The following is an 18,717-nucleotide window of genomic DNA, read 5'->3' on the forward strand; positions in this document are numbered from 1 at the left end:
CATGGCCGATATCGTTTTCCGTAATGTGACCAAACGCTACGGCAACACGCTCGCCGTCGACGACGCCTCGTTCACTGTCAACGACAATGAGTTCTTCTGCTTCTTCGGCCCGCCGCTGTCGGGCAAGTCGACGATACTCCGTCTGGTGCTCGGGCTGGAAACGCCCGATGTGGGCGAGATCCTGATCGGCGGAAAGCCGGTGAACACAGTGTCGCCGGCCGACCGCAACGTCGCCATGGTGTTCCAGAATTTGGCGCTGTTTCCGCATATGAGCGCGCGCGCCAACATCCGCTTTCCGCTGGTCGAACGCCGGGTCGCCGAAGCCGAGATCGAAAAGCGCGTCGCCGACGTCGCGGCCAAACTGCATATCGGCCATATCCTGCACAAGCCGCCGGCACAGCTTTCAGGCGGCGAGCGGCAGCGCGTGGCGATCGCCCGTGCGCTGGTACGGGATCCCGCCGCCTATCTGATGGACGACCCGATTTCGGCGCTCGACGCCCGGCTGCGCGAGGAAACGCGGGTCGAGCTGAAGCGCATCCAGCGCGAGCTCGGCAAGACGCTGATCTATGTCACGCACGACCAGGAAGAAGCGATGTCGGTCGCCGACCGAATGGCCATTCTGGAGAACGGCAAGATCAGGCAGATCGGCGCGCCGGCCGAGATCTATGACCGGCCGGCCAGCACCTATGTGGCGCGGCTGCTCGGGTCGCCGATGATGAACATATTGAAGTCGGTGCACGGCGCGGAAGGCGTAGAGGCGGCGGAAGGCACAGTCCGCATCGCGGATGCCGGCGCCCCGGCCGATGCCGTGGAAATTGGACTCAGGCCGGAAGACATCAAGGTCAAGGCCTGGTCGGAGGGGGGCGCGGGCCGCCCGGCGCGAGTGTTCGAGGTCGAGCCGCTCGGCGGCTACACCGTTGTGACGCTCGCCGCCGGGCAGGCGCGTCTGCGGGCGCTGTTGCGCGGCCAGCCAGACATCAGGCCGGACGCGATGGTGGCGATATCCTGCGAGCCGGGCAGGGTGCATTATTTCGGACAGAGCGGGGGAGCGCTGGCACGATGACGGCGGCTGCAAGGAACGAGCTTCGGGAGGAACATATGGCAAGCCAAGAAATGGTGGGCAACGGCTTCGAGCCGGACGTTGAAGTCCGTACCAGGGAATACAGGATCGGCTGCGTCGGCGCCGGCATGATCATGGCCGAATGTCACCTTGCCGCCTATAAGGAAGCCGGTTTCCCCGTGGTGGCGATTGCCTCGCGGACCAAGGCCAGCGCCGAGAAGGTCGCCAAACGCTGGGATATCCCAACCGTCCACGACACGCCGGAACAGCTCATCGAGGACAAGAACGTCGAGATCATCGACCTTGCCTTTCCGCCCGACCAGCAGCCGGCGCTGATCCGCCATGCGCTGAAGCAAGCACATATCAAGGCGATCCTGGCGCAGAAGCCATTGGCGCTGTCCCTTGAAGAGGCCGTCAAACTCCGCGACGAGGCGGCCAAGGCCGACAAGATCCTCTCGGTCAACCAGAACATGCGTTACGACCAGTCGATGCGCGTCTTGAAGCAGATCATCGACAGCGGCGCGCTCGGCGACATCGTTTTCGCCCAGATCGACATGCATGCGATCCCGCACTGGCAGAGCTTCCTCGAGGACTATGACCGGCTGACGCTCGCCAATATGAGCGTCCACCATCTCGACGTATTGCGCTTCCTGTTCGGCGATCCCCTGGAGATCACCACCCTGACCCGCAAGGACCCGCGCACCCGCTTCGACCATTCGGACGGCATCACCGTGTCGACGATCAAGTTCCCGTCCGGCGTGCTCGCCGTATCGCTGGAGGATGTCTGGTCCGGGCCGCGCCAGGAGGGCTACAAGGACGACCAGCACATCAATTGGCGCGTCGACGGCACCAAGGGCGTCGCCAAGGGTACCATCGGCTGGCCGACTGGCGCTGCCTCGACGCTGACCTATGCCTCGACCGAGACCACCGGTGGTGAATGGGTGACACCCAGCTGGGACACGATGTGGTTCCCGCATGCTTTTATCGGCGTCATGGAGCAGCTCCAGCACGCGGTCAAGACGGGCGAGCCGCCGGCGCTGTCGGTCGCCGACAACGTCAAGACTATGGCGCTAGTCGAAGCCGGCTATCGTTCGATCGACAAGGGCCGGACAGTCAAACTTTCCGAAATATCAACTGACTGAATCACTTACAGGGAGGACTTCACACCATGATGCAGGCAGGTATTTTCACGGGTTATTTCCCGTATGGCCTCAAGGAGACCGCGCAGAAGATCCGGGCGCTCGATTTCAACACCGTGCAGCTCGACCTGCATTTCAGGGATATCGACCTTTCCGCCGGACAGATCACTAGGGACAAGGCCAAGACTGTCCGCGATACGTTCCGCGACCACAATCTGCCGATCTGCTGTGTATCGGGCTATACCAACATCATCCATCCGGACCTGGGCGAGCGCGAGCGGCGCGTCGGCTATTTGAAGGAGATCATCCGCAACGCACGCCATTTCGGCACCCCTTACGTGATCTCGGAAACCGGTACCTACAACACCGACTCCGACTGGGTGCATCACCCGAAGAACAAGACCGAGGAAGGTTTTGCGGAATGCCGCAAGGTCATCGCCGACCTTGCCCAGACCGCCTATGACCACGGCGCGGTCTTCCTGCTCGAAACCTATGTCAACAATGTCGTCGGCTCGGTCGAAGAGACGGTGAGGATGTTCGCGCAGGTCGACCACCCAGGCCTCGGCCTGCTGATGGACCCGACCAACTATTTCGAAACGCACAACATCGACAGGATGGACCAGATCCTGAACCAGGTGTTCGACACGCTGACCGACAAGATCAAGATAGCCCACGCCAAGGACGTCAAACGCTCCGGCGGCGACAAGTCGGAGAAGCACGCCGACATCGGCGACGAGGACGCGCTGGAGAGCCACACTTTCCGCGGCGTCGGCGAGATCGAGCTGCCGGCGCCCGGTCTCGGTTCGCTGAACTACGACCTCTATCTCAAGCGGCTGGCCGAAAAGCACCCGAACATCCCGGTCATCATCGAGCATCTTTCGGAAGACGACGTGCCGCGCGCCAAGAAATTCCTCGACGGGAAATTCCGCGCCAACGGACTGTGATGACGCGGTTCGGCTACGAAACAAGGGAGGAAGAGAAATGTTGAAATTCGCGTTGAAAATCGCGGCCGCGGCGACCGTTCTCGCCGGCGTGACCATGGCCTCGGCGCTGGCACAGGACGCCCAGAAGACGTTCTACCTGCTGTCGCATGGCGGCCCATCGGATGCCTTCTGGATCGACTGGAATGCCGGCGCCACCAAGGCCTGCGACCAGCTCAAGGTGACCTGCAAGATCTCGTTCAGCGGTGGCGACATGGCGGCGCAGAAGGAGGCTTTCAACTCCGCACTTGCCGCCAAGCCGGACGGCATCGCCACGACCTCGGCGCAGCCCGGCCTGTGGACCGAGGAGGTCAAGGCAGCCAAGGCGGCCGGTATCCCGATCGTGTTCTTCAACACCGACGATCCGGCAACCGGCCGGCAGGCCTATGTCGGCGCCGACCTCAAGGAGGCCGGTGTCATCTGGGCGAAATATCTGGTCGACCACAAGATGGTGAAGCAGGGCGACAAAGTGTTCCTGCCGGTCGAAGTGCCGGGCGCCAGCTACCAGCAGCTCGAGACCGAAGGCATCGCCAGCGTCTTCGATCCGCTCGGCATCAAATATGATGTGGTCGATTGCGGCACCGATCCGGCCGGCATCATCGCCAAGATGACCGACTACATGGTCGCCAACAACCCGCCGGCGATCATCGCGCTCGGCGATTCCGTCGCGGCCAGCGTCAAGCGGGTGTTCGACGGCGCCGGCGTGCCGGCCGGCAAAATCCCGGTCGTCGGCTGGGGCAATTCGAAGGAAACGGCCGAGTCAGTGAAGTCCGGCTTCATCAACGCGGCTGCCTGGCAGTTCCCGTCAGCGCAGGGCTTCATGCCGGTGGCGCTGCTCGGGTTGGCCGCCGCTGGCGAACCGATCGGCTACGACATCCACACGTTCAGCCTCTACGACGCGTCGAGCGTCGAACCGATCCTGAAACTCTACAACAAGTGATTGGAACTGACGCTCGCCGCGCAGGCGGCGGGCGTCACCCTGAGATATGGTCGAAACAGTCATGACAATTGCCGCAGAAGAGGAAATGCCGCGTGCCAAACGCAGGTCGAGCCTGATGCGCTCGCCACAGTTCTCTTCGCTCGTCATCCTGATTGTCCTGCTGGCGGTGTTCGCGATCGCCGACGCCAATTTCCTGTCGCCGCTCAACATCTCCAACATGATGGCGTTCCTGCCCGAGCTCGGCATCATCGCCCTCGGCATGACGCTGCTTCTGACGGCGGGCGAGTTCGACCTTTCGGTCGGTGCCGTGTTCGGGCTGGCGCCGGTCGTCGTCATGCTGCTGGTGCAGAACGGCGGCTTTGATATTGGCGTCGCGCTGCTGGCCGGCCTGCTGCTCTGCATAGCGATCGGTGCGATCAACGGGCTGATCGTCACCAAGATCGGCATCTCGTCCTTCCTGGTGACGCTGTCGATGCTACTGGTGGTGCGCGGGGCAGCGCTTTACATCACGCAAGGATTTCCGCTGAAATCCTGGGACCAGCCGGGCTTCTTCGTAACGCTGCTGGCCGGCAGCTTCAATATCGGAACGTTCCGTTTCTATACCTCGCTGTGGTGGTTCATCGGCCTGTCGCTACTGGCGATCTATGTGCTGCGCTACGCCAAGCTCGGCAACTGGATCAGTGCTATCGGCTCGAACCGTAACGCTGCCGTGGCGCGTGGCGTGCCGGCCGATGCGGTCAAGATCTGGCTGTTCATCCTGACCTCGGTGCTTGCCGGTCTCGCCGGCATGATCAGCGCCTTTCGCATCTCTGCCGCCTCGCCGGTGGCCGGCACCGGGTACGAGCTCGAAGTGATCGCCATGGTGGTGGTTGGCGGCACCGCGCTGACCGGTGGACGCGGCACCATTTTAGGCACCATCGTCGGCGCGCTGATGCTGCGCAGCATCCGCAACGGCATCGTGCTGATCGGCGTGCCTGGGCTCGCCTACAACATCTTCGTCGGCGTCATCATCCTTGCCATGCTCATCCTGCACGCTTTGCTGCAGAAGAACGCCGCCAGGAGCTGATCATGGAAGTGCTTCGGCTGCAGAATTTGCAAAAGTCCTTCGGCAGCGTCCGCGCCCTGAAGAGCGCCTCCTTCACGCTCAACGAGGGCGAAGTGGTGGCCTTGCTCGGCGAGAACGGCGCCGGGAAATCGACGCTGATCAAGGCGATCTCGGGCGTGTTTCCGGTCGATCGCGGCGAGATCTATGTGCGCGGCCAGAAGGTCTCCATCCGCTCGACGCGCGACGCGATGGATCTCGGCATCGAGACCATCCACCAGGACACCTCGCTGGCTCCCGATCTCAGCATCGCGCGCAATCTTTTCCTCGGCCGCGAACCGGTCAATCTCAAATGGCTGGGCGTGTTCGCGCCGCTCGATCTCGCCAAATTGCGCGATGCCGCCTCGGCGCTTTTGAAGCGCGTCGGCATCTCGAAGAAACTCGACGCCGATGCACTGGTCAGCACGCTGTCGGGCGGCGAGCGCCAATCGATCGCCATTTCGCGTGCCATGCAATTTGCCGCCAAGGTCATCATCCTCGACGAGCCGACCAACAATCTCGGCGTCGAGGAAACGCACGGCGTGCTGCGCTTCGTCAAGGAAGTGCGCGACGCCGGTCACTCGGTGCTTTTGATCACCCACAACATCCATCACGTCTTCCAGGTCGCCGATCGCATCATCGTCATGCGCCGCGGCGAGATCGTCGCCGAGCAGACGGTCGCCGATACCGATCTGCTGACCGTGGAAAGCATCATCACCGGTGCCGACATGTCGGCCCTGCTCAAGGAGACGAGAGCGAAGTGAAGGACGGGAGCAAAGTGAAAGAACTGGCCGTCACATGGTAGAGCTTTACGGCAAGACGCTGTCGCGCCGGCAGGTCTCGGAACGCTCCGGCATGCTGTCGCAGTTCGCCGGCGTGCGGCTGATGACGCTTGGCGACGGCGTCGAGCGCGGCATCCGCATGCTCGAATTCCGCACCGGCTCCGGCCTGCGCTTCACCGCGCTGGTCGACCGGGCGCTCGATATCGCCGATTGCGACTTCAGGGGCCAGGCGATCGGCTGGCACTCGCCGAGCGGTTTTCGCCATCCCGGCCTGCACGAATATGAAGGCGAGGAGGGATTGGCGTGGGCGCGGTCGTTTTCCGGCCTTCTGCTGACCTGCGGCCTCGACCATATATTGTTCATGAACGAAGTACCGGCCGATACCTACAACTACCCGCCGAAGAAGACGGTGCGCCATTCGCTGCACGGCCGTGTCAGCACCATTCCGGCGCGGCTGACCGGCTATGGCGAGACCTGGGACGGCGACCGCTGCGTGTTGTGGGCCGAAGGCATCGTCCAGCAATCGACTGTATTCGGCGAGGATCTGCACCTGCTGCGGCGGATCGAGGCCGATGTCGGCGGCAACGAGATCCGGCTTTCGGACCGTGTCGTCAATCACGGTTTCAACCGTACGCCGCATATGTATTTCTACCACATCAATGTCAGCCATCCGGTACTCGACGAGGGCGCGCGCTACCTGGCGCCGATCCGCGACGTCGTCTGGGCAGGCCATGCCGGCGAGCGCTATGAAGCGCAGAAGGTCGGCTACCGCACGGTGCCGGCGCCGCAACCGGGGTTCAAGGAACAGGTCTGGCAGCATGAACTCGGCGCCGACAGCACTGGCGAAGTCCCGGTGGCGGTGGTCAACGACAGGCTCGGCCTCGGCTTCGAGGTCGTCACGCGCAAGGACCAGTTGCCCTGCGCCTATCAATGGCAGAATTTCCAGGCCGGGCAGTACGCGCTTGGGATCGAGCCCTCGACGCATCATGTGCTGGGAAATCTGGCGGCGCGCGAACGCGGCGAGATGATCTGGCTGGAGCATGGCGAGAGCCGCTCCTACGATGCGGCGTTCCGGGTCCTCGACGGCGCCGGCGAGATCGCCGCCGCCGAAAGCCGGATCGCTGCAATCGCCAGGCAGCCGCAGCAGGATTATCCCCAGCCGTCGGGCCGTTTTCCTGTTCTTGGAGGCAGGTCGTGATAATGGCGAAGACGATACGGGACACCAGTTGGGAGGCTGGTTCCGGCCGGAGCGGGGAGGGTTCGCGGCCGATCGGGAATTGGAGGTCACAATGGCTGGCACGGTAAAGCGCGATTACAGCCTGGTCGGCGAAAGCACGCGCAGGGCGATCGAGACGGGACTGGCCTCGGCGGAGTGGTACCACACGGATGTCCCCCGCAAGGCGATCAAGGAGTTGATGCAGCGCTCAGACGGTCCGGCGATCCGCGACACGATCATCTGGATCGTCGCCATCCTCGGCTCCGCCGCCGGCGCCATCTATTTCTGGGGTACCTGGTGGTGCGTGCCGTTCTTCTTCGTCTACGGCGTGCTCTACGGCTCGTCCAGCGACTCGCGCTGGCACGAATGCGGCCATGGCACTGCCTTCCGCACGCGCTGGATGAACGATGTCGTCTACCAGATCGCCAGCTTCATGCTGATGCGCAACCCGGTGACCTGGCGCTGGAGCCATGCCCGTCACCACACCGATACCATCATCGTCGGCCGCGACGCCGAGATCGCCGTGATGCGCCCGCCGGACCTTTTGCGTGCGGCGCTGGCTTTCACCGGCATCCTCGATTTTCGCTATTCGCTTCCGGCACTGGTACGCCAGGCGTTCGGCAAGCTGACGCCCGACGAGAAAAGCTACGTTCCCGAGATGGAACAGCACAAGGCCGTCATCGCGGCGCGCTGGCATATTGCCATCTACATCGCCACAATAGCACTCGCCCTTTTCATGCAGTCGTGGGTGCCGGTGGTGCTCATCGGCGTGCCGCGCCTTTACGGCACCTGGCACATGGTGATGACCGGCCTGCTGCAGCACATCGGTCTGGCCGACAACGTCGTCGATCACCGGCTCAACACCCGTACCGTGTACATGAACCCGATCAGCCGGTTCATCTACTGGAACATGAACTACCACGTCGAGCACCACATGTTTCCGATGGTGCCCTATCACGCGCTGCCCAGGCTGCATGAATTGATCAAGCACGATCTGCCGGAGCCGAACCCGTCGATATGGCATGCCTATCGCGAGGTCTGGCCTGTCCTGCTCAGGCAGCTCAAATACGAGGATTATTTCCTCAAGCGCGAACTGCCGCCAACCGCACGGCCCTATCGTGGCGAATTCCACGAAGTGAACATGTCGGCAGCGGCTGAGTAGGTACTGCGCACCAGCGCAACGCAGAAATTTCAGGAGAGATAGAGATGGCCGATTGGGTCGAAGCGTGCGCCGTGGACGATGTCGAAGAGGAAGATGTCATCCGCTTCGACCATGGCGGCCGCACCTTCGCGATCTACCGTTCGCCGGACGATGAATTCTTCGCCACCGATGGGTTTTGTACGCATGAGAAGGCGCATCTGGCCGATGGGCTTGTGATGGACGACATCATCGAATGCCCCAAGCACAATGGCCGCTTCAATTATAAGACCGGGCAGGCGAAGGGCGCTCCCGTTTGCGTCAATCTCGCGACCTATCCAGTCAAGGTCGAAGCTGGCAAGGTGATGATCCAGATCGCCTGACCGGCCTTCTGTCACGTAGCAAAGGGGACCAAAATCCATGAGCCGGAAAAGACCGACCGTCGCAGATCTGCGTGCCATGAAGGGCAAGCGGCAGCTGACGATGCTGCGCGTGCTGACGATGGACGAGGCCGAGGCCGCCGAACGCGCCGGCGTCGATATCGTCTCGGTGCCGCCGGAGCTGGTACTCAATCCGCAATACCGCGATGCGGCACCCAGCCTGTTCACCATGCCGGGCGAGAATTTCTTCGAAATCGGCACCGCCGATGATTTCGTCCGCTGGGCGTTCCGGCTCTACAAGGCCAGCGCCGATGCGGTCTATTGCAGCGCCGGGTACGCCACCATCAAGCGGATGGCCGACGATGCCATTCCGGTGATCGGCCATGTCGGCCTCATCCCGTCACGCGCCACCTGGACGGGCGGCTTCAAGGCTGTCGGCAAGACCGCCGATACCGCCATGCAGGTGTTCGAGGCGGTGAAGCAACTGGAGGCCGCCGGCGCGATCGGCGCCGAGATCGAGGTGGTGCCGGTCGAGGTGGCCAAGGCGATTTCGGAACGCACGTCGCTGATCATGCTGTCGATGGGAGCGGGCACCGGCTGTGACGCGCAGTATCTGTTCGCCGACGACATCCTCGGCCAGAACCGTGGCCACATGCCGCGCCATTCCAAGGTCTATCGCAATTTCGCCGCCGAATACGATCGCCTGCAGGCCGAACGAATCGCTGCCTTCTCCGAATATGTCGCCGATGTGAACAGCCTGGCCTATCCCGAAGACAGGCACGTCGTGCACATGGACCCGGACCAGCTCAGCCTGTTCCTGGAGAAGATCGAAGCCGCATAAGACGCCCCGGCAGCGGCACAAAGCATCATCGCGGATCGTGAAAGGCCGGTTCGGCGCCAGGGCCGGGTCATCGCATGGCCGGCTGCGATGCCACACGAAAGTTTGTTGGACCAGGTCTGGACGGCACCGGCCAGATGCTGTTGAAGCCGGTGCGTAATCGGTTTGCCGGACAATTGTGCGGTTGCCGATGGAGCGGGTGAAAATTCCCCTTCGGACAGTTCTGTGCATGACCGCCATTCCCGAAAACAAAGCCTTGCCCGAAACCGCGCCGGCGGCGCGGCAAGCCCGGCGGGTGGCGCTGATCGTCGCCGTCGCCTTCTTCATGCAGCTTCTGGATTCGACCATCATCTCGACGTCGCTGCCGCAGATGGGAGAATCCTTCGGCGTGCCGGCGGTGGCGATGAGCATCGGCATCACCGTCTATATGCTGACCATGGCGGTGTTCGTGCCGCTGTCCGGCTGGGTTGCCGACCGTTTTGGCGCGCGCAACATCTTCCTCGTGGCGATCGCCCTGTTCACATTGGCCTCGCTCGTTTGCGGCATCTCACAGAACCTGGCCGAGTTCGTCGCCGCACGCGCGGTTCAGGGCCTGGGCAGCGCGCTGATGACGCCGGTCGGCCGCATCCTGGTATTGCGCAACGCGCCGAAATCCGAGCTTCTCAACGCCACGGCGCTGATCACCTGGCCGGCGCTGTTTGCGCCGGTGGTCGGGCCGGTGCTTGGCGGCTTCATCACCACCTATCTCTCCTGGCACTGGAATTTCTTCATCAACATCCCGCTTGGCGTTGCCGGTTTGGCACTGGTCGCCCGCTTCATTCCCGGCGACCGCGAAGCTGGGGCCAAGCCACTCGACTGGCCGGGCTTCCTGCTGACCTCGGTGGGGCTCGCCGCGATGCTCTATGGCCTCGAGCGCATCGCGCATCCGGAAGAGGGTGTGTTGCCGACCGTGGCACTGCTCGGCACGGGCATTTTGGTCGGCTGGCTGGCGGTGCGGCATCTGCAACGCGCCAACCATCCGCTGCTCGACCTCACAGCTTTCAAGGTGCAGACCTTTGCCATCTCGACGCTGTCGGCCGGCACGATCTTCCGCATCGCCATCAACGCCACGCCGTTCCTGCTGCCGCTTTTGTTCCAGGTCGGCTTCGGCCTGAGCCCGGTCGATGCCGGCATGATGATCCTGGCCTATTTCCTCGGCAATCTCGGCATGAAGGCGGTGACGACGCCGACACTGAGGCGCTTCGGCTTCCGTTCGGTGCTGATCGTCAACGGGGTGATCGCCTCTTTATCGATCATGGCCTGCGCGGCGCTTTCGCCGCAGACGCCGCAAGCGTTGGTGGTGGTGCTGATGCTGATCGCCGGCCTTTCGCGCTCGATGCAGTTCACCGCGCTCAACACACTGGCCTTCGCCGATGTGGCCTCACCGCAGCGCAGCTCGGCGGCGACGTTGTCCAGCATGCTGCAGCAGATGGCGATGCTGTTCGGCGTAGCGGTCGCCGCGGCACTGCTCAACCTGTCGCAGATCGCCAGGGGCGCTGCGGCGCTCGATCTCGTCGACTTCCGACTTGCCTTCGTGGCGATCGGCGTAATCGGGCTCGTCGCCTCGTGTCGCTTCCTGGCGTTGCCGAAGGCTGCCGGCGCCGAGGTCTCGGGCCATGTTTTGCGGATTTGACGCAGGAATCCAGCGGCAATCGCGGACATAAATTATGCCTGCTTCGCTCGTTCCGGAGCAAACCTTTGCCGGCGGTCCGATCGGCGCGATCAATTGCAAAACAGCTTGAGTTCCCGGCATTGCGCCAGCCTCGCCAATCGGTTTGTCCAACTGCGGAATTTCCTCGCAAGCCGGCCTGCAATGCGCGGATTCATTTGACGAATTGGTCTTGAGCCGATTAGCTTTCGTTCCGATGGCCGCAGAGGGAGCAGGGCGTAGCCATCGCGGGTGAAAGCGGGCAATGAACGCGACCGGCTGGCTAAACTGGAGAAGCCTTAACCAGGAGGGCATTGTCTTTGCCATCGCGGTTGTGCTGTTCATTGCCGCCGCCATCGGACTGCCCGGGTTTATCAATTCGAACAATCTCGTTGCCATCGTGCGCTCGGTCTCGGTGCTGGGCATATTGGCGCTCGGCATGGCGGTCGTCATCATCGGCAGGGGCATCGACCTGTCGGCGGTGGCGATCATGGCGATGTCGGTCGCGTGGTATCTGCAACTGCTGAATTCGGGGATGCCCGACGGGCTGGCCTTCGCCTATGTGCTCGCTGGCGTTCTCGCCATCGGGCTGTTGAACGGAATCCTGGTCGCCTACGCCGAGGTCCCGGCGATCTTCGTGACGCTGGCGACCGCGTCCTTCGTCTTCGGCTATGTGCGTTCACAATTGATCACGCAGGACGCCGTGCCGGTGCCGCCCGGCCATTGGGTCGAGCTTCTGGGCGGGCTGCGTTTCCTCGACATCCCGGTCGAGGTGTTTGTCTTCGCCGGGCTGGCTTTCGCCTTCTTCCTGTTCCTGCGCTACACCAAATGGGGCCGCTACGTCTATTTCGCCGGCGACAACCCGGTCGCGGCGCGCAATATCGGCATTCCAGTGCGCCCGATGCTGGTGCTGCGCTACGTGCTGTCGGCCCTGGTCTCGCTGGTGGCTGGCCTGCTCACCGCCGCCAGCCTGCATTCAATCAACACCCGCATCGTCAATTCCACGCTGCTCTACGACATCGTGCTGGTGGCGGTGATCGGCGGCATCGGTCTGTCTGGCGGGCGGGGCGGGGTGCGCAACGTGCTGGTGGGTGCCGCGCTGATCGGCATCCTGCTCAACGCCATGACCATCATCGACATTCCGCTGCTCTATCAGAACCTGATCAAGGCCGCGATCCTGCTGGCGGCGATCATCGTCGATGGGTTCATCAATCCGCGCGACGAGCAGACCGCGCAGCAAGGCGACATTTAGACTGACGCGAACGGTTGGGGCCGGCCGCGAACGACATACCAAACCAGAGGATGTGACATGAAAATCATCAGGACATTTATGGCTGCCGCGGCAGCGCTTGCCATCTCCGCCTTCGTGGCGCCGGGCTTCGCTGCAGAAGATCCGGGTCCGGCCGCCTATTCGCAAGCGCTCAAGGGCAAGCGTGTGATGCTGGTGCCGATGGCGATGGGCTTCGACCTGGCACAGGGCTGGGCGCATTACCTGAAGACGGAGGTCGAGGCCTGGGGCGGCGTGTTCGAGACGCGTGATCCGAACTGGGTGGTCGATGCCGGCGCGCAGGCGATAACCGACGCAATCTCGTCGGACGCCAGGCCGGACGTGCTGATCATCCATTCGCCGGACCTCAATTCCTATGCCAAGCTGATGAAGAAGGCGCAGGCGGCCGGCACCTATGTGCTTTTGGTCGACAATCCGGCGAACTTCCCGGCCGATGCCTTTGTCGGCAGCGACTGGGATCGGCTCGGCCAGCTGGAAGCCGAAGCGGCGATCAAGGGTTGTGGGCCGAACTCCTCCAAGAAGATCGGGCTGGTGCAGGGCGACCAGGCCAACTCATCGAGCCTCTACCAGTATGCCGGCATCATGAAGGTGCTGGACAAGAACCCCGACTTCAAGGTCGTGGCCAAGCCGGACTCCAACTGGGATGCGACGACCTCGCGCAACGTGACGACGACAATGCTGCAGCAGAACCCCGACATCTGCGCCATCATCGATTTCTGGGATGGTGACGCGACCGGCGCATCGGCTGCGATCCGCGATGCCAAGCTCGAGGGCAAGGTGTTCCTGGTCACCACCGGTGGCGGCGAGAAAACCGCCGACTGCGACAAGCTGCAGGACGGCACCTATGGCGCGGTGGTGATGACCGACCTTGCCCGCCAGTCGGGTGACATGAACGCCGTCATAAAATTCCTGTTGCAGAGCGGCCAGCCGGCCGGCACCTCGCACACCTACATCTACACGCTGGAGAAGGCGACGACCAAGGCCGACCTCAAGCCGGACAGCTGCTGGGATTTGAAAGCACTGCAAGCCGAAGCTGCGGCCAAGTAGGCCGGCTTTCCTGAGCTTCGCGCTGCCCCTCATCCGCCTGCCGGCACCTTCTCCCCGTATAGTGACGGAGAGAAGGGATACGCTCCAACGCTGGCGACCCCCTCTCCCCGTCTCTATACGGGGAGAGGGTAAGGGTGAGGGGCAGCGCAAACCTGAGGCGATTGTTCTGCGGATAGCCCGGCCCCTTTTTCCCTTTTCTCTCGAATAGCAGCAACCGATGTCCTTTCGCGAACGCCTCCAGTCCTGGCGCTACAATCTCGTGCCCGACCATCTCGTCGGCGAGATATTGAGCAAACGCTGGACCGACAACGCAATTCCGTTCCTGGCGCTGGTGGCGACGCTCGGCGTGTTCGGTTCGATCATTCCCGGCTTCTTCAAGCCGATGTCGCTACAGGAATCGACCCGCCAGCTCGGCGAGTTCTCGCTGGTCGTCACCGGCACGACGGTGGTCATGCTTGGCGGCGGCATCGACCTTTCGGTCGGCTCGATCTTCGCGCTGTCCTGTTTTTCCGCCGTGTTCGTCTTCTTCATCCTCGAACAGTCGGTGTGGCTGGCGCTGGCCGCCTCGATCGTCACCGGCCTGCTGTTCGGCGCGATCAATGGCTATCTGATCGGCTATTTCCGCCTGCGCGCTTTCCTGACGACACTGGTCACCTTCATTTTCGGGCGGGCGCTGTTCGACATACTGGTCACCACCTATGCCGCCGACGTCCAGCTTTCCGATGCCACATCGGATGTGCTGGACTTCATCGGCGACGATACCTTCTGGGGCCTGTCGGTTGCGGTGTGGGCGGCGATTATCCTGGCCATCATTACCCACGTCGCGCTGACGCGCTCGCGGCCCGGCTGGCACGTGCAGGCGGTAGGCGGGTCGCGGCGCTCGGCCCACAATGCCGGCATCCGCGTGCGCCGCACCGTGTTCATGACTTATGTGTTCTCCGGCTTCTGCGCCTCGCTCGGCGGCTTTCTCATCGCCTGCCGGCTGAGCGGGGCAGGGCCGGGAACCGGCCTCAACCTTGAGGTCATGGCGTTGACGGCGGCGGTCGTCGGCGGCGTCAGCCTGGGCGGCGGCCGCGGTTCGGTGATCAAGGGGCTGATGGGCGCGATCATCGTGCTGACGATGACCAACGGGCTGATCCGGCTGGGCTATGGCACCGGCACCAACCAGATGGTGCTGGGCATCATGCTGGCCGTCGCCGTCACCATCGACATTCGCTGGCTGAAGAACCGCCACAAGGTTCTGGACGAGGTCTATGTCGCACCGGTCTACCTGAAGATGGGGGCAACGCAGTCGGCGGCACCGGGCTCGGGCACCCCTTACGAACTCGACAACCGATTGTCGGAGGCCGACCATATCGGGCTCGGCGAGCTGGAAGGGCCGGAAGACGTCATCCTCGACCGCGACGACCATCTCTATTGCGGCACCAGGCATGGCGAGATCGTCCGTTTCTTCGCGCCGGACTATAAACGCTCGGAGGTCTTTGCCCATATTGGCGGCTTCCCGCTCGGCCTGGCCTTCGACAAGACAGGCAATCTGATCAGCTGCGTCGGCGCCATGGGCCTTTATTCGGTCTCGCCGCAGCGCGAGGTGAAGCGGCTTTCGGCGGAAACGTCGCGCTCCTGGACCTCGATCGTCGACGATGCGCGGCTGCGCGACCCCAATGATTGCGACATCGCGCCGGACGGCCGCATCTACTTCACCGATTCCACCAAGCGCTATGACGCGCACGACTGGGCGCTGGATTCGATCGAGAACCGCGCCACCGGGCGGCTGCTCGTCTATGACCCGAGGGACGGCTCGACGAAAACGCTGCTCGACGGCTACCGCTATACCAACGGCGTGTGCATGGCGCATGACGGCAAGTCGCTGTTCTTCGCCGAAAGCTGGGCCTGCCGCGTGCATCGCTATTGGCTGGTAGGGCCGAAAGCAGGCAGCGCCGAATGCGTCATCCGCGACATGCCGGGTTACCCCGACAACATCAACCGAGCGTCAGACGGCAATTACTGGATGGCCTGGCTCGGCATGCGCACGCCGAGCTTCGACCTGTCGCTGCGCCACCCCGACATGCGCAAGCGCATGACGCGCCGGTTGCCGCAGGACGAATGGCTTTTTCCCAACATCAACACCGGCGGTGTGGTGAAATTCAACGAGAAGGGCGGCATCGTCGAAGCGATGGGCGATCTGTCGGGCGCCGCGCATCCGATGGTCACCTCGATGCGCGAGCACAAGGGTTTTCTGTTCGTCGGCGGTATTCTCAACAACCGCATCGGCCGCTACAGTATTGCCGGGGCCGACCCGAACTGGACCAGCCCTGCTTCCTATTGGGGAGCAAAGGCATGATGCTGGACCCGATCCTCGACATCTTCCGCGGCAAGGCGGTGACCATCCCGCCGCTCGACGGCGCCTTCAGGCCGAACACGCTGCTGGACGATGTTGCGGCCTTCGCCGAACTGCCCGAGCCCGATAATCTGCTGGTCGCCGACGGCCGGCTGCTGGCGTCCAGCGGCAATGCCCTCTACGCGCTCGCCGCCGGTGGCGCGCCTGTTCTGGTCGAGACATTTCCGGCCGCGGTCACCGCGCTCGCGCGCTCGCCCGCCGGCGAACTGACGGTCGGGCTCGAAAGCGGCAGGCTGCTGATTGCAGGCAACGAGGCCGCCCTGCCGGCCGAGATCCGCTGCATAACAGCACTCGCCTACGCGGAAGATGGCACGCTTTGGCTGGCCAATGGCTCGGCCGAACACGTGCCGTCGGAATGGGCCGCCGATCTGATGAAGAAGGGTGCGTCGGGTTCGCTGTGGAAGCGCGATCCGGCAGGCAGCGAATTCCGCAAGCTCGCCGGTGACATCGCCTTTCCCTATGGGCTGCATCCAACCGGCAAGGACGTGTTGGTCGGCGAGAGCTGGCGGCACCAACTCGTCCGCTTCGACGGCGCGACAGGCAGCCGCTCGACGGTGCTGGCGCATCTGCCCGGCTATCCCGCGCGGCTATCGCCCGCCGCCGATGGCGGTGCCTGGCTGGCGCTGTTTGCGCCCCGCAACCGTTTGATCGAATTCGTGCTGCAGGAAAAGCACTATCGAAACGACATGCTGGCGCAAGTGTCGCCGCAACACTGGATCGCGCCGGCACTCGCCTCCAACCGCAGCTTCCTCGAGCCGCTGCAATGCGGCGGCATCCGCACCATGGGCATCCACAAGCCATGGTCGCCGAGCCGCTCCTACGGGCTGGTGGTCAGGCTCGATCGGGACATGCGGCCGCAGTACAGCCTGCACAGCCGCGCCAACGGCACGCGCCACGGCATCTGCAGCGTGGCGGAGACAGACGGTCGCCTGTTCATTGCCTCGAAAGGCGGCGATTGCCTGCTGGCCATCGATCTGGCTTCAGGAGGGCATCGCTGATGGAACCGATCGTCCGCCTGGAAAACGTGACCAAGACCTATCGCGGTGTGCCTGCGGTGAAGAATGTCAGCTTCGAGCTGCGCAAGGGTGAGATCCACGCGCTGCTCGGCGAGAACGGTGCAGGAAAATCGACGCTGACCAAGATCATCGCCGGCGTTGTCGACGCGACATCGGGAAAGATGTTCCACAAGGGTCAGGAGATCGCCTACGCCTCGCCGCATGCGGCACTTGAAGCCGGCATCGCCATGGTGTTCCAGGAAACCAGCCTGGTGCCGTCGATGACGGTGGCGCAGAACCTCTACCTCGGCACGGAGCGCTTTCTCAACCGGCTGCGCGGCACCTATATCTCGGCGCAGCAGTTCCTGCAGTCGCTGAATTTTCCCGTCGACCCCAATGCCATGGTGGCGACGCTGGGCGCGGCCAAGCGGCAGATGGTCGAGATCGCGCGCGCCGTCCACCACAATGCCGAGATCATCATCTTCGACGAGCCGACGGCGACGCTGACGCCAGAGGAAAAGCGGCACTTCTTCGCGCTGATCCGCCGGCTCAAGGCAAGGGGCGTGTCGATCGTCTTCATCAGCCATGCGCTTGAAGAAGCGCTTGATATCGCCGACCGCATCACCATCCTGCGCGACGGCGAGCTGGTGATCACCGACGACACCGCAGCCTTCGATCGCGACAGGATCGTCGCGGCGATGGTCGGACGGACGCTGTCGGGACAGCTCTACAGCCAGCGCGACGAGGCCAGGCTGCGCAGGGCCGGCAGGAAGGTGCTGTCGGTACAGGACATCTCGATGAGCAATGTCGTGCGCAACAATTCCTTCTCGATCTTCGAGGGCCAGATCACCGGCGTGTTCGGGCTGATCGGCTCGGGCCGCACCGAGACGTTCAAGATCGTCTCCGGCATCTACAAGCGCGACTTCCTGCGCGGCGGCAGCATTGAACTGCACGACCGGCCGGTGCGCTATCTCGTCCCCAGCGAGGCGGTGGCGGACGGCATCGTCTATGTCACCGAAGACCGCAAGAGCGAGGGGATTTTCGAGACGATGGACGTCGCCGAGAACCTGTTCGGCGGCTTCCTGGCGGCAGGGCGGGAAAAGGGCTGGGTGATCAATGCGCAGGAGATGCGGGCGCTGTCTGCCGAATGGACCAGGACGCTGAACGTCAAGGCGATCAACGATAATGCGCGCGTGGTCGAGCTTTCCGGAGGCAACCAGCAGAAGGTGGTGATCGGCAAGGGGCTGGTGCAGAAGCCGCGCATCGTCATCTTCGACGAGCCGACGCGCGGCGTCGATGTCGGCGCCATCGCCGAGATCCACCAGATCATCAACCGGCTGGCCGATGAAGGCCTCGCAGTCGTCGTCATCTCGTCCTACCTGCCGGAGATTATGAACCTGTCCGACCGCATCCTGGTCTGCCGGCAGGGCCGCATCGTCGAGGAGTTCTCGCCGGCGGAGGCGACGGAGGAGAAGATCATGTACGCGGCCGTGCATTAGGTTCCCGGGCGATGCGTACTTCGACAATTGGCCGAGTCGCCAGTCCATTCGTCATCCTGGGGCGAAGCAAGGAGCGCAGCGACGCGGCGCAGACCCCAGGATCCATGCCGCGACTTTCGAGTGCTGCAGCGGTGCAGAATTCTGTTTCGCTGCGTTCTTCGGCTAAGGTCACGGCATGATGGGGTGGACGGCGCCCGACGGCATCGGATGTGCCAGAATGAGTTCGTTGAGATCTCAAACAAGGGAGCC

The 18,717-nt window shown here is 63.2% G+C and carries 16 protein-coding genes; all 16 read left to right on the forward strand.

Annotated features, from left to right (window positions below; translation table 11 throughout):
* The first annotated feature begins 1 nt into the window (after position 1).
* The 16 genes from NKJ55_RS28220 to NKJ55_RS28295 all read left to right on the forward strand — a co-directional run bounded on the left by NKJ55_RS28220 (position 2) and on the right by NKJ55_RS28295 (position 18,468).
* Positions 2 to 1,063 (forward strand): ABC transporter ATP-binding protein, encoded by a 1,062-nt coding sequence (locus NKJ55_RS28220; protein ID WP_352452732.1) that lies wholly within the window; start codon positions 2 to 4, stop codon positions 1,061 to 1,063.
* Positions 1,064 to 1,113: 50 nt separating this feature from the next.
* Positions 1,114 to 2,202: a Gfo/Idh/MocA family protein gene (locus tag NKJ55_RS28225; protein ID WP_352452746.1), complete on the forward strand. Its 1,089-nt coding sequence runs from the start codon at positions 1,114 to 1,116 to the stop codon at positions 2,200 to 2,202.
* Between the two features lie 26 nt (positions 2,203 to 2,228).
* Positions 2,229 to 3,143: a sugar phosphate isomerase/epimerase family protein gene (locus NKJ55_RS28230; protein ID WP_352452733.1), complete on the forward strand. Its 915-nt coding sequence runs from the start codon at positions 2,229 to 2,231 to the stop codon at positions 3,141 to 3,143.
* A 37-nt stretch (positions 3,144 to 3,180) separates the two neighbouring features.
* Positions 3,181 to 4,119, forward strand: a complete 939-nt coding sequence (locus NKJ55_RS28235) for a sugar ABC transporter substrate-binding protein (RefSeq protein ID WP_352452734.1) — start codon at positions 3,181 to 3,183, stop codon at positions 4,117 to 4,119.
* Positions 4,120 to 4,180: 61 nt separating this feature from the next.
* Positions 4,181 to 5,185 carry an ABC transporter permease gene (locus NKJ55_RS28240; RefSeq protein WP_352452735.1) on the forward strand — a complete coding sequence of 335 codons (1,005 nt, stop codon included), beginning with the start codon at positions 4,181 to 4,183 and terminating at the stop codon, positions 5,183 to 5,185.
* Positions 5,182 to 5,964, forward strand: a complete 783-nt coding sequence (locus NKJ55_RS28245) for an ATP-binding cassette domain-containing protein (RefSeq protein ID WP_352452747.1) — start codon at positions 5,182 to 5,184, stop codon at positions 5,962 to 5,964. Before NKJ55_RS28240 ends, NKJ55_RS28245 begins: the two co-directional genes overlap by 4 nt.
* A gap of 34 nt (positions 5,965 to 5,998) precedes the next feature.
* Entirely contained in the window at positions 5,999 to 7,180 is a 1,182-nt protein-coding gene (locus NKJ55_RS28250; protein WP_352452736.1) for an aldose 1-epimerase family protein, read from the forward strand.
* A 91-nt stretch (positions 7,181 to 7,271) separates the two neighbouring features.
* A complete protein-coding gene (locus NKJ55_RS28255) occupies positions 7,272 to 8,360 on the forward strand; it encodes a fatty acid desaturase family protein (RefSeq protein WP_352452737.1) in 1,089 nt (362 codons plus the stop codon).
* Between the two features lie 44 nt (positions 8,361 to 8,404).
* Positions 8,405 to 8,719 (forward strand): MocE family 2Fe-2S type ferredoxin, encoded by a 315-nt coding sequence (locus NKJ55_RS28260; RefSeq protein WP_023675786.1) that lies wholly within the window; start codon positions 8,405 to 8,407, stop codon positions 8,717 to 8,719.
* A gap of 37 nt (positions 8,720 to 8,756) precedes the next feature.
* Positions 8,757 to 9,557, forward strand: coding sequence for a 3-methyl-2-oxobutanoate hydroxymethyltransferase (locus NKJ55_RS28265; protein WP_023675787.1), 801 nt, complete (start codon positions 8,757 to 8,759; stop codon positions 9,555 to 9,557).
* Between the two features lie 226 nt (positions 9,558 to 9,783).
* Positions 9,784 to 11,226, forward strand: a complete 1,443-nt coding sequence (locus NKJ55_RS28270; protein WP_352452738.1) for a DHA2 family efflux MFS transporter permease subunit — start codon at positions 9,784 to 9,786, stop codon at positions 11,224 to 11,226.
* A gap of 280 nt (positions 11,227 to 11,506) precedes the next feature.
* Positions 11,507 to 12,493 carry an ABC transporter permease gene (locus NKJ55_RS28275; RefSeq protein ID WP_352452739.1) on the forward strand — a complete coding sequence of 329 codons (987 nt, stop codon included), beginning with the start codon at positions 11,507 to 11,509 and terminating at the stop codon, positions 12,491 to 12,493.
* A gap of 57 nt (positions 12,494 to 12,550) precedes the next feature.
* A complete protein-coding gene (locus NKJ55_RS28280; RefSeq protein WP_352452740.1) occupies positions 12,551 to 13,576 on the forward strand; it encodes a sugar ABC transporter substrate-binding protein in 1,026 nt (341 codons plus the stop codon).
* Positions 13,577 to 13,793: 217 nt separating this feature from the next.
* The gene (locus tag NKJ55_RS28285; RefSeq protein ID WP_352452741.1) at positions 13,794 to 15,917 is read left to right on the forward strand and encodes an ABC transporter permease; all 2,124 of its coding nucleotides are present in this window, start codon (positions 13,794 to 13,796) and stop codon (positions 15,915 to 15,917) included.
* Positions 15,914 to 16,972 carry a hypothetical protein gene (locus NKJ55_RS28290; RefSeq protein ID WP_352452742.1) on the forward strand — a complete coding sequence of 353 codons (1,059 nt, stop codon included), beginning with the start codon at positions 15,914 to 15,916 and terminating at the stop codon, positions 16,970 to 16,972. The genes NKJ55_RS28285 and NKJ55_RS28290 overlap by 4 nt, the downstream gene beginning before the upstream one ends.
* Positions 16,972 to 18,468 carry a sugar ABC transporter ATP-binding protein gene (locus tag NKJ55_RS28295; RefSeq protein ID WP_352452743.1) on the forward strand — a complete coding sequence of 499 codons (1,497 nt, stop codon included), beginning with the start codon at positions 16,972 to 16,974 and terminating at the stop codon, positions 18,466 to 18,468. The genes NKJ55_RS28290 and NKJ55_RS28295 overlap by 1 nt, the downstream gene beginning before the upstream one ends.
* Positions 18,469 to 18,717 lie beyond the last annotated feature (249 nt).

It is taken from the genome of Mesorhizobium sp. M0106, assembly GCF_040322715.1.
Taxonomy (GTDB): Bacteria; Pseudomonadota; Alphaproteobacteria; order Rhizobiales; family Rhizobiaceae; genus Mesorhizobium.

Excerpts from the sequence above, each read along its gene's own strand:
- NKJ55_RS28280 (WP_352452740.1), top strand. The coding sequence starts at position 12,551 with ATGAAAATCATCAGGACATTTATGGCTGCCGCGGCAGCGCTTGCCATC.
- NKJ55_RS28270 (WP_352452738.1), top strand. The coding sequence starts at position 9,784 with ATGACCGCCATTCCCGAAAACAAAGCCTTGCCCGAAACCGCGCCGGCG.
- NKJ55_RS28235 (WP_352452734.1), top strand. The coding sequence starts at position 3,181 with ATGTTGAAATTCGCGTTGAAAATCGCGGCCGCGGCGACCGTTCTCGCC.
- NKJ55_RS28225 (WP_352452746.1), top strand. The coding sequence starts at position 1,114 with ATGGTGGGCAACGGCTTCGAGCCGGACGTTGAAGTCCGTACCAGGGAA.
- NKJ55_RS28255 (WP_352452737.1), top strand. The coding sequence starts at position 7,272 with ATGGCTGGCACGGTAAAGCGCGATTACAGCCTGGTCGGCGAAAGCACG.
- NKJ55_RS28265 (WP_023675787.1), top strand. The coding sequence starts at position 8,757 with ATGAGCCGGAAAAGACCGACCGTCGCAGATCTGCGTGCCATGAAGGGC.
- NKJ55_RS28240 (WP_352452735.1), top strand. The coding sequence starts at position 4,181 with ATGACAATTGCCGCAGAAGAGGAAATGCCGCGTGCCAAACGCAGGTCG.
- NKJ55_RS28220 (WP_352452732.1), top strand. The coding sequence starts at position 2 with ATGGCCGATATCGTTTTCCGTAATGTGACCAAACGCTACGGCAACACG.
- NKJ55_RS28275 (WP_352452739.1), top strand. The coding sequence starts at position 11,507 with ATGAACGCGACCGGCTGGCTAAACTGGAGAAGCCTTAACCAGGAGGGC.
- NKJ55_RS28295 (WP_352452743.1), top strand. The coding sequence starts at position 16,972 with ATGGAACCGATCGTCCGCCTGGAAAACGTGACCAAGACCTATCGCGGT.
- NKJ55_RS28250 (WP_352452736.1), top strand. The coding sequence starts at position 5,999 with ATGGTAGAGCTTTACGGCAAGACGCTGTCGCGCCGGCAGGTCTCGGAA.
- NKJ55_RS28290 (WP_352452742.1), top strand. The coding sequence starts at position 15,914 with ATGATGCTGGACCCGATCCTCGACATCTTCCGCGGCAAGGCGGTGACC.
- NKJ55_RS28230 (WP_352452733.1), top strand. The coding sequence starts at position 2,229 with ATGATGCAGGCAGGTATTTTCACGGGTTATTTCCCGTATGGCCTCAAG.
- NKJ55_RS28260 (WP_023675786.1), top strand. The coding sequence starts at position 8,405 with ATGGCCGATTGGGTCGAAGCGTGCGCCGTGGACGATGTCGAAGAGGAA.
- NKJ55_RS28285 (WP_352452741.1), top strand. The coding sequence starts at position 13,794 with ATGTCCTTTCGCGAACGCCTCCAGTCCTGGCGCTACAATCTCGTGCCC.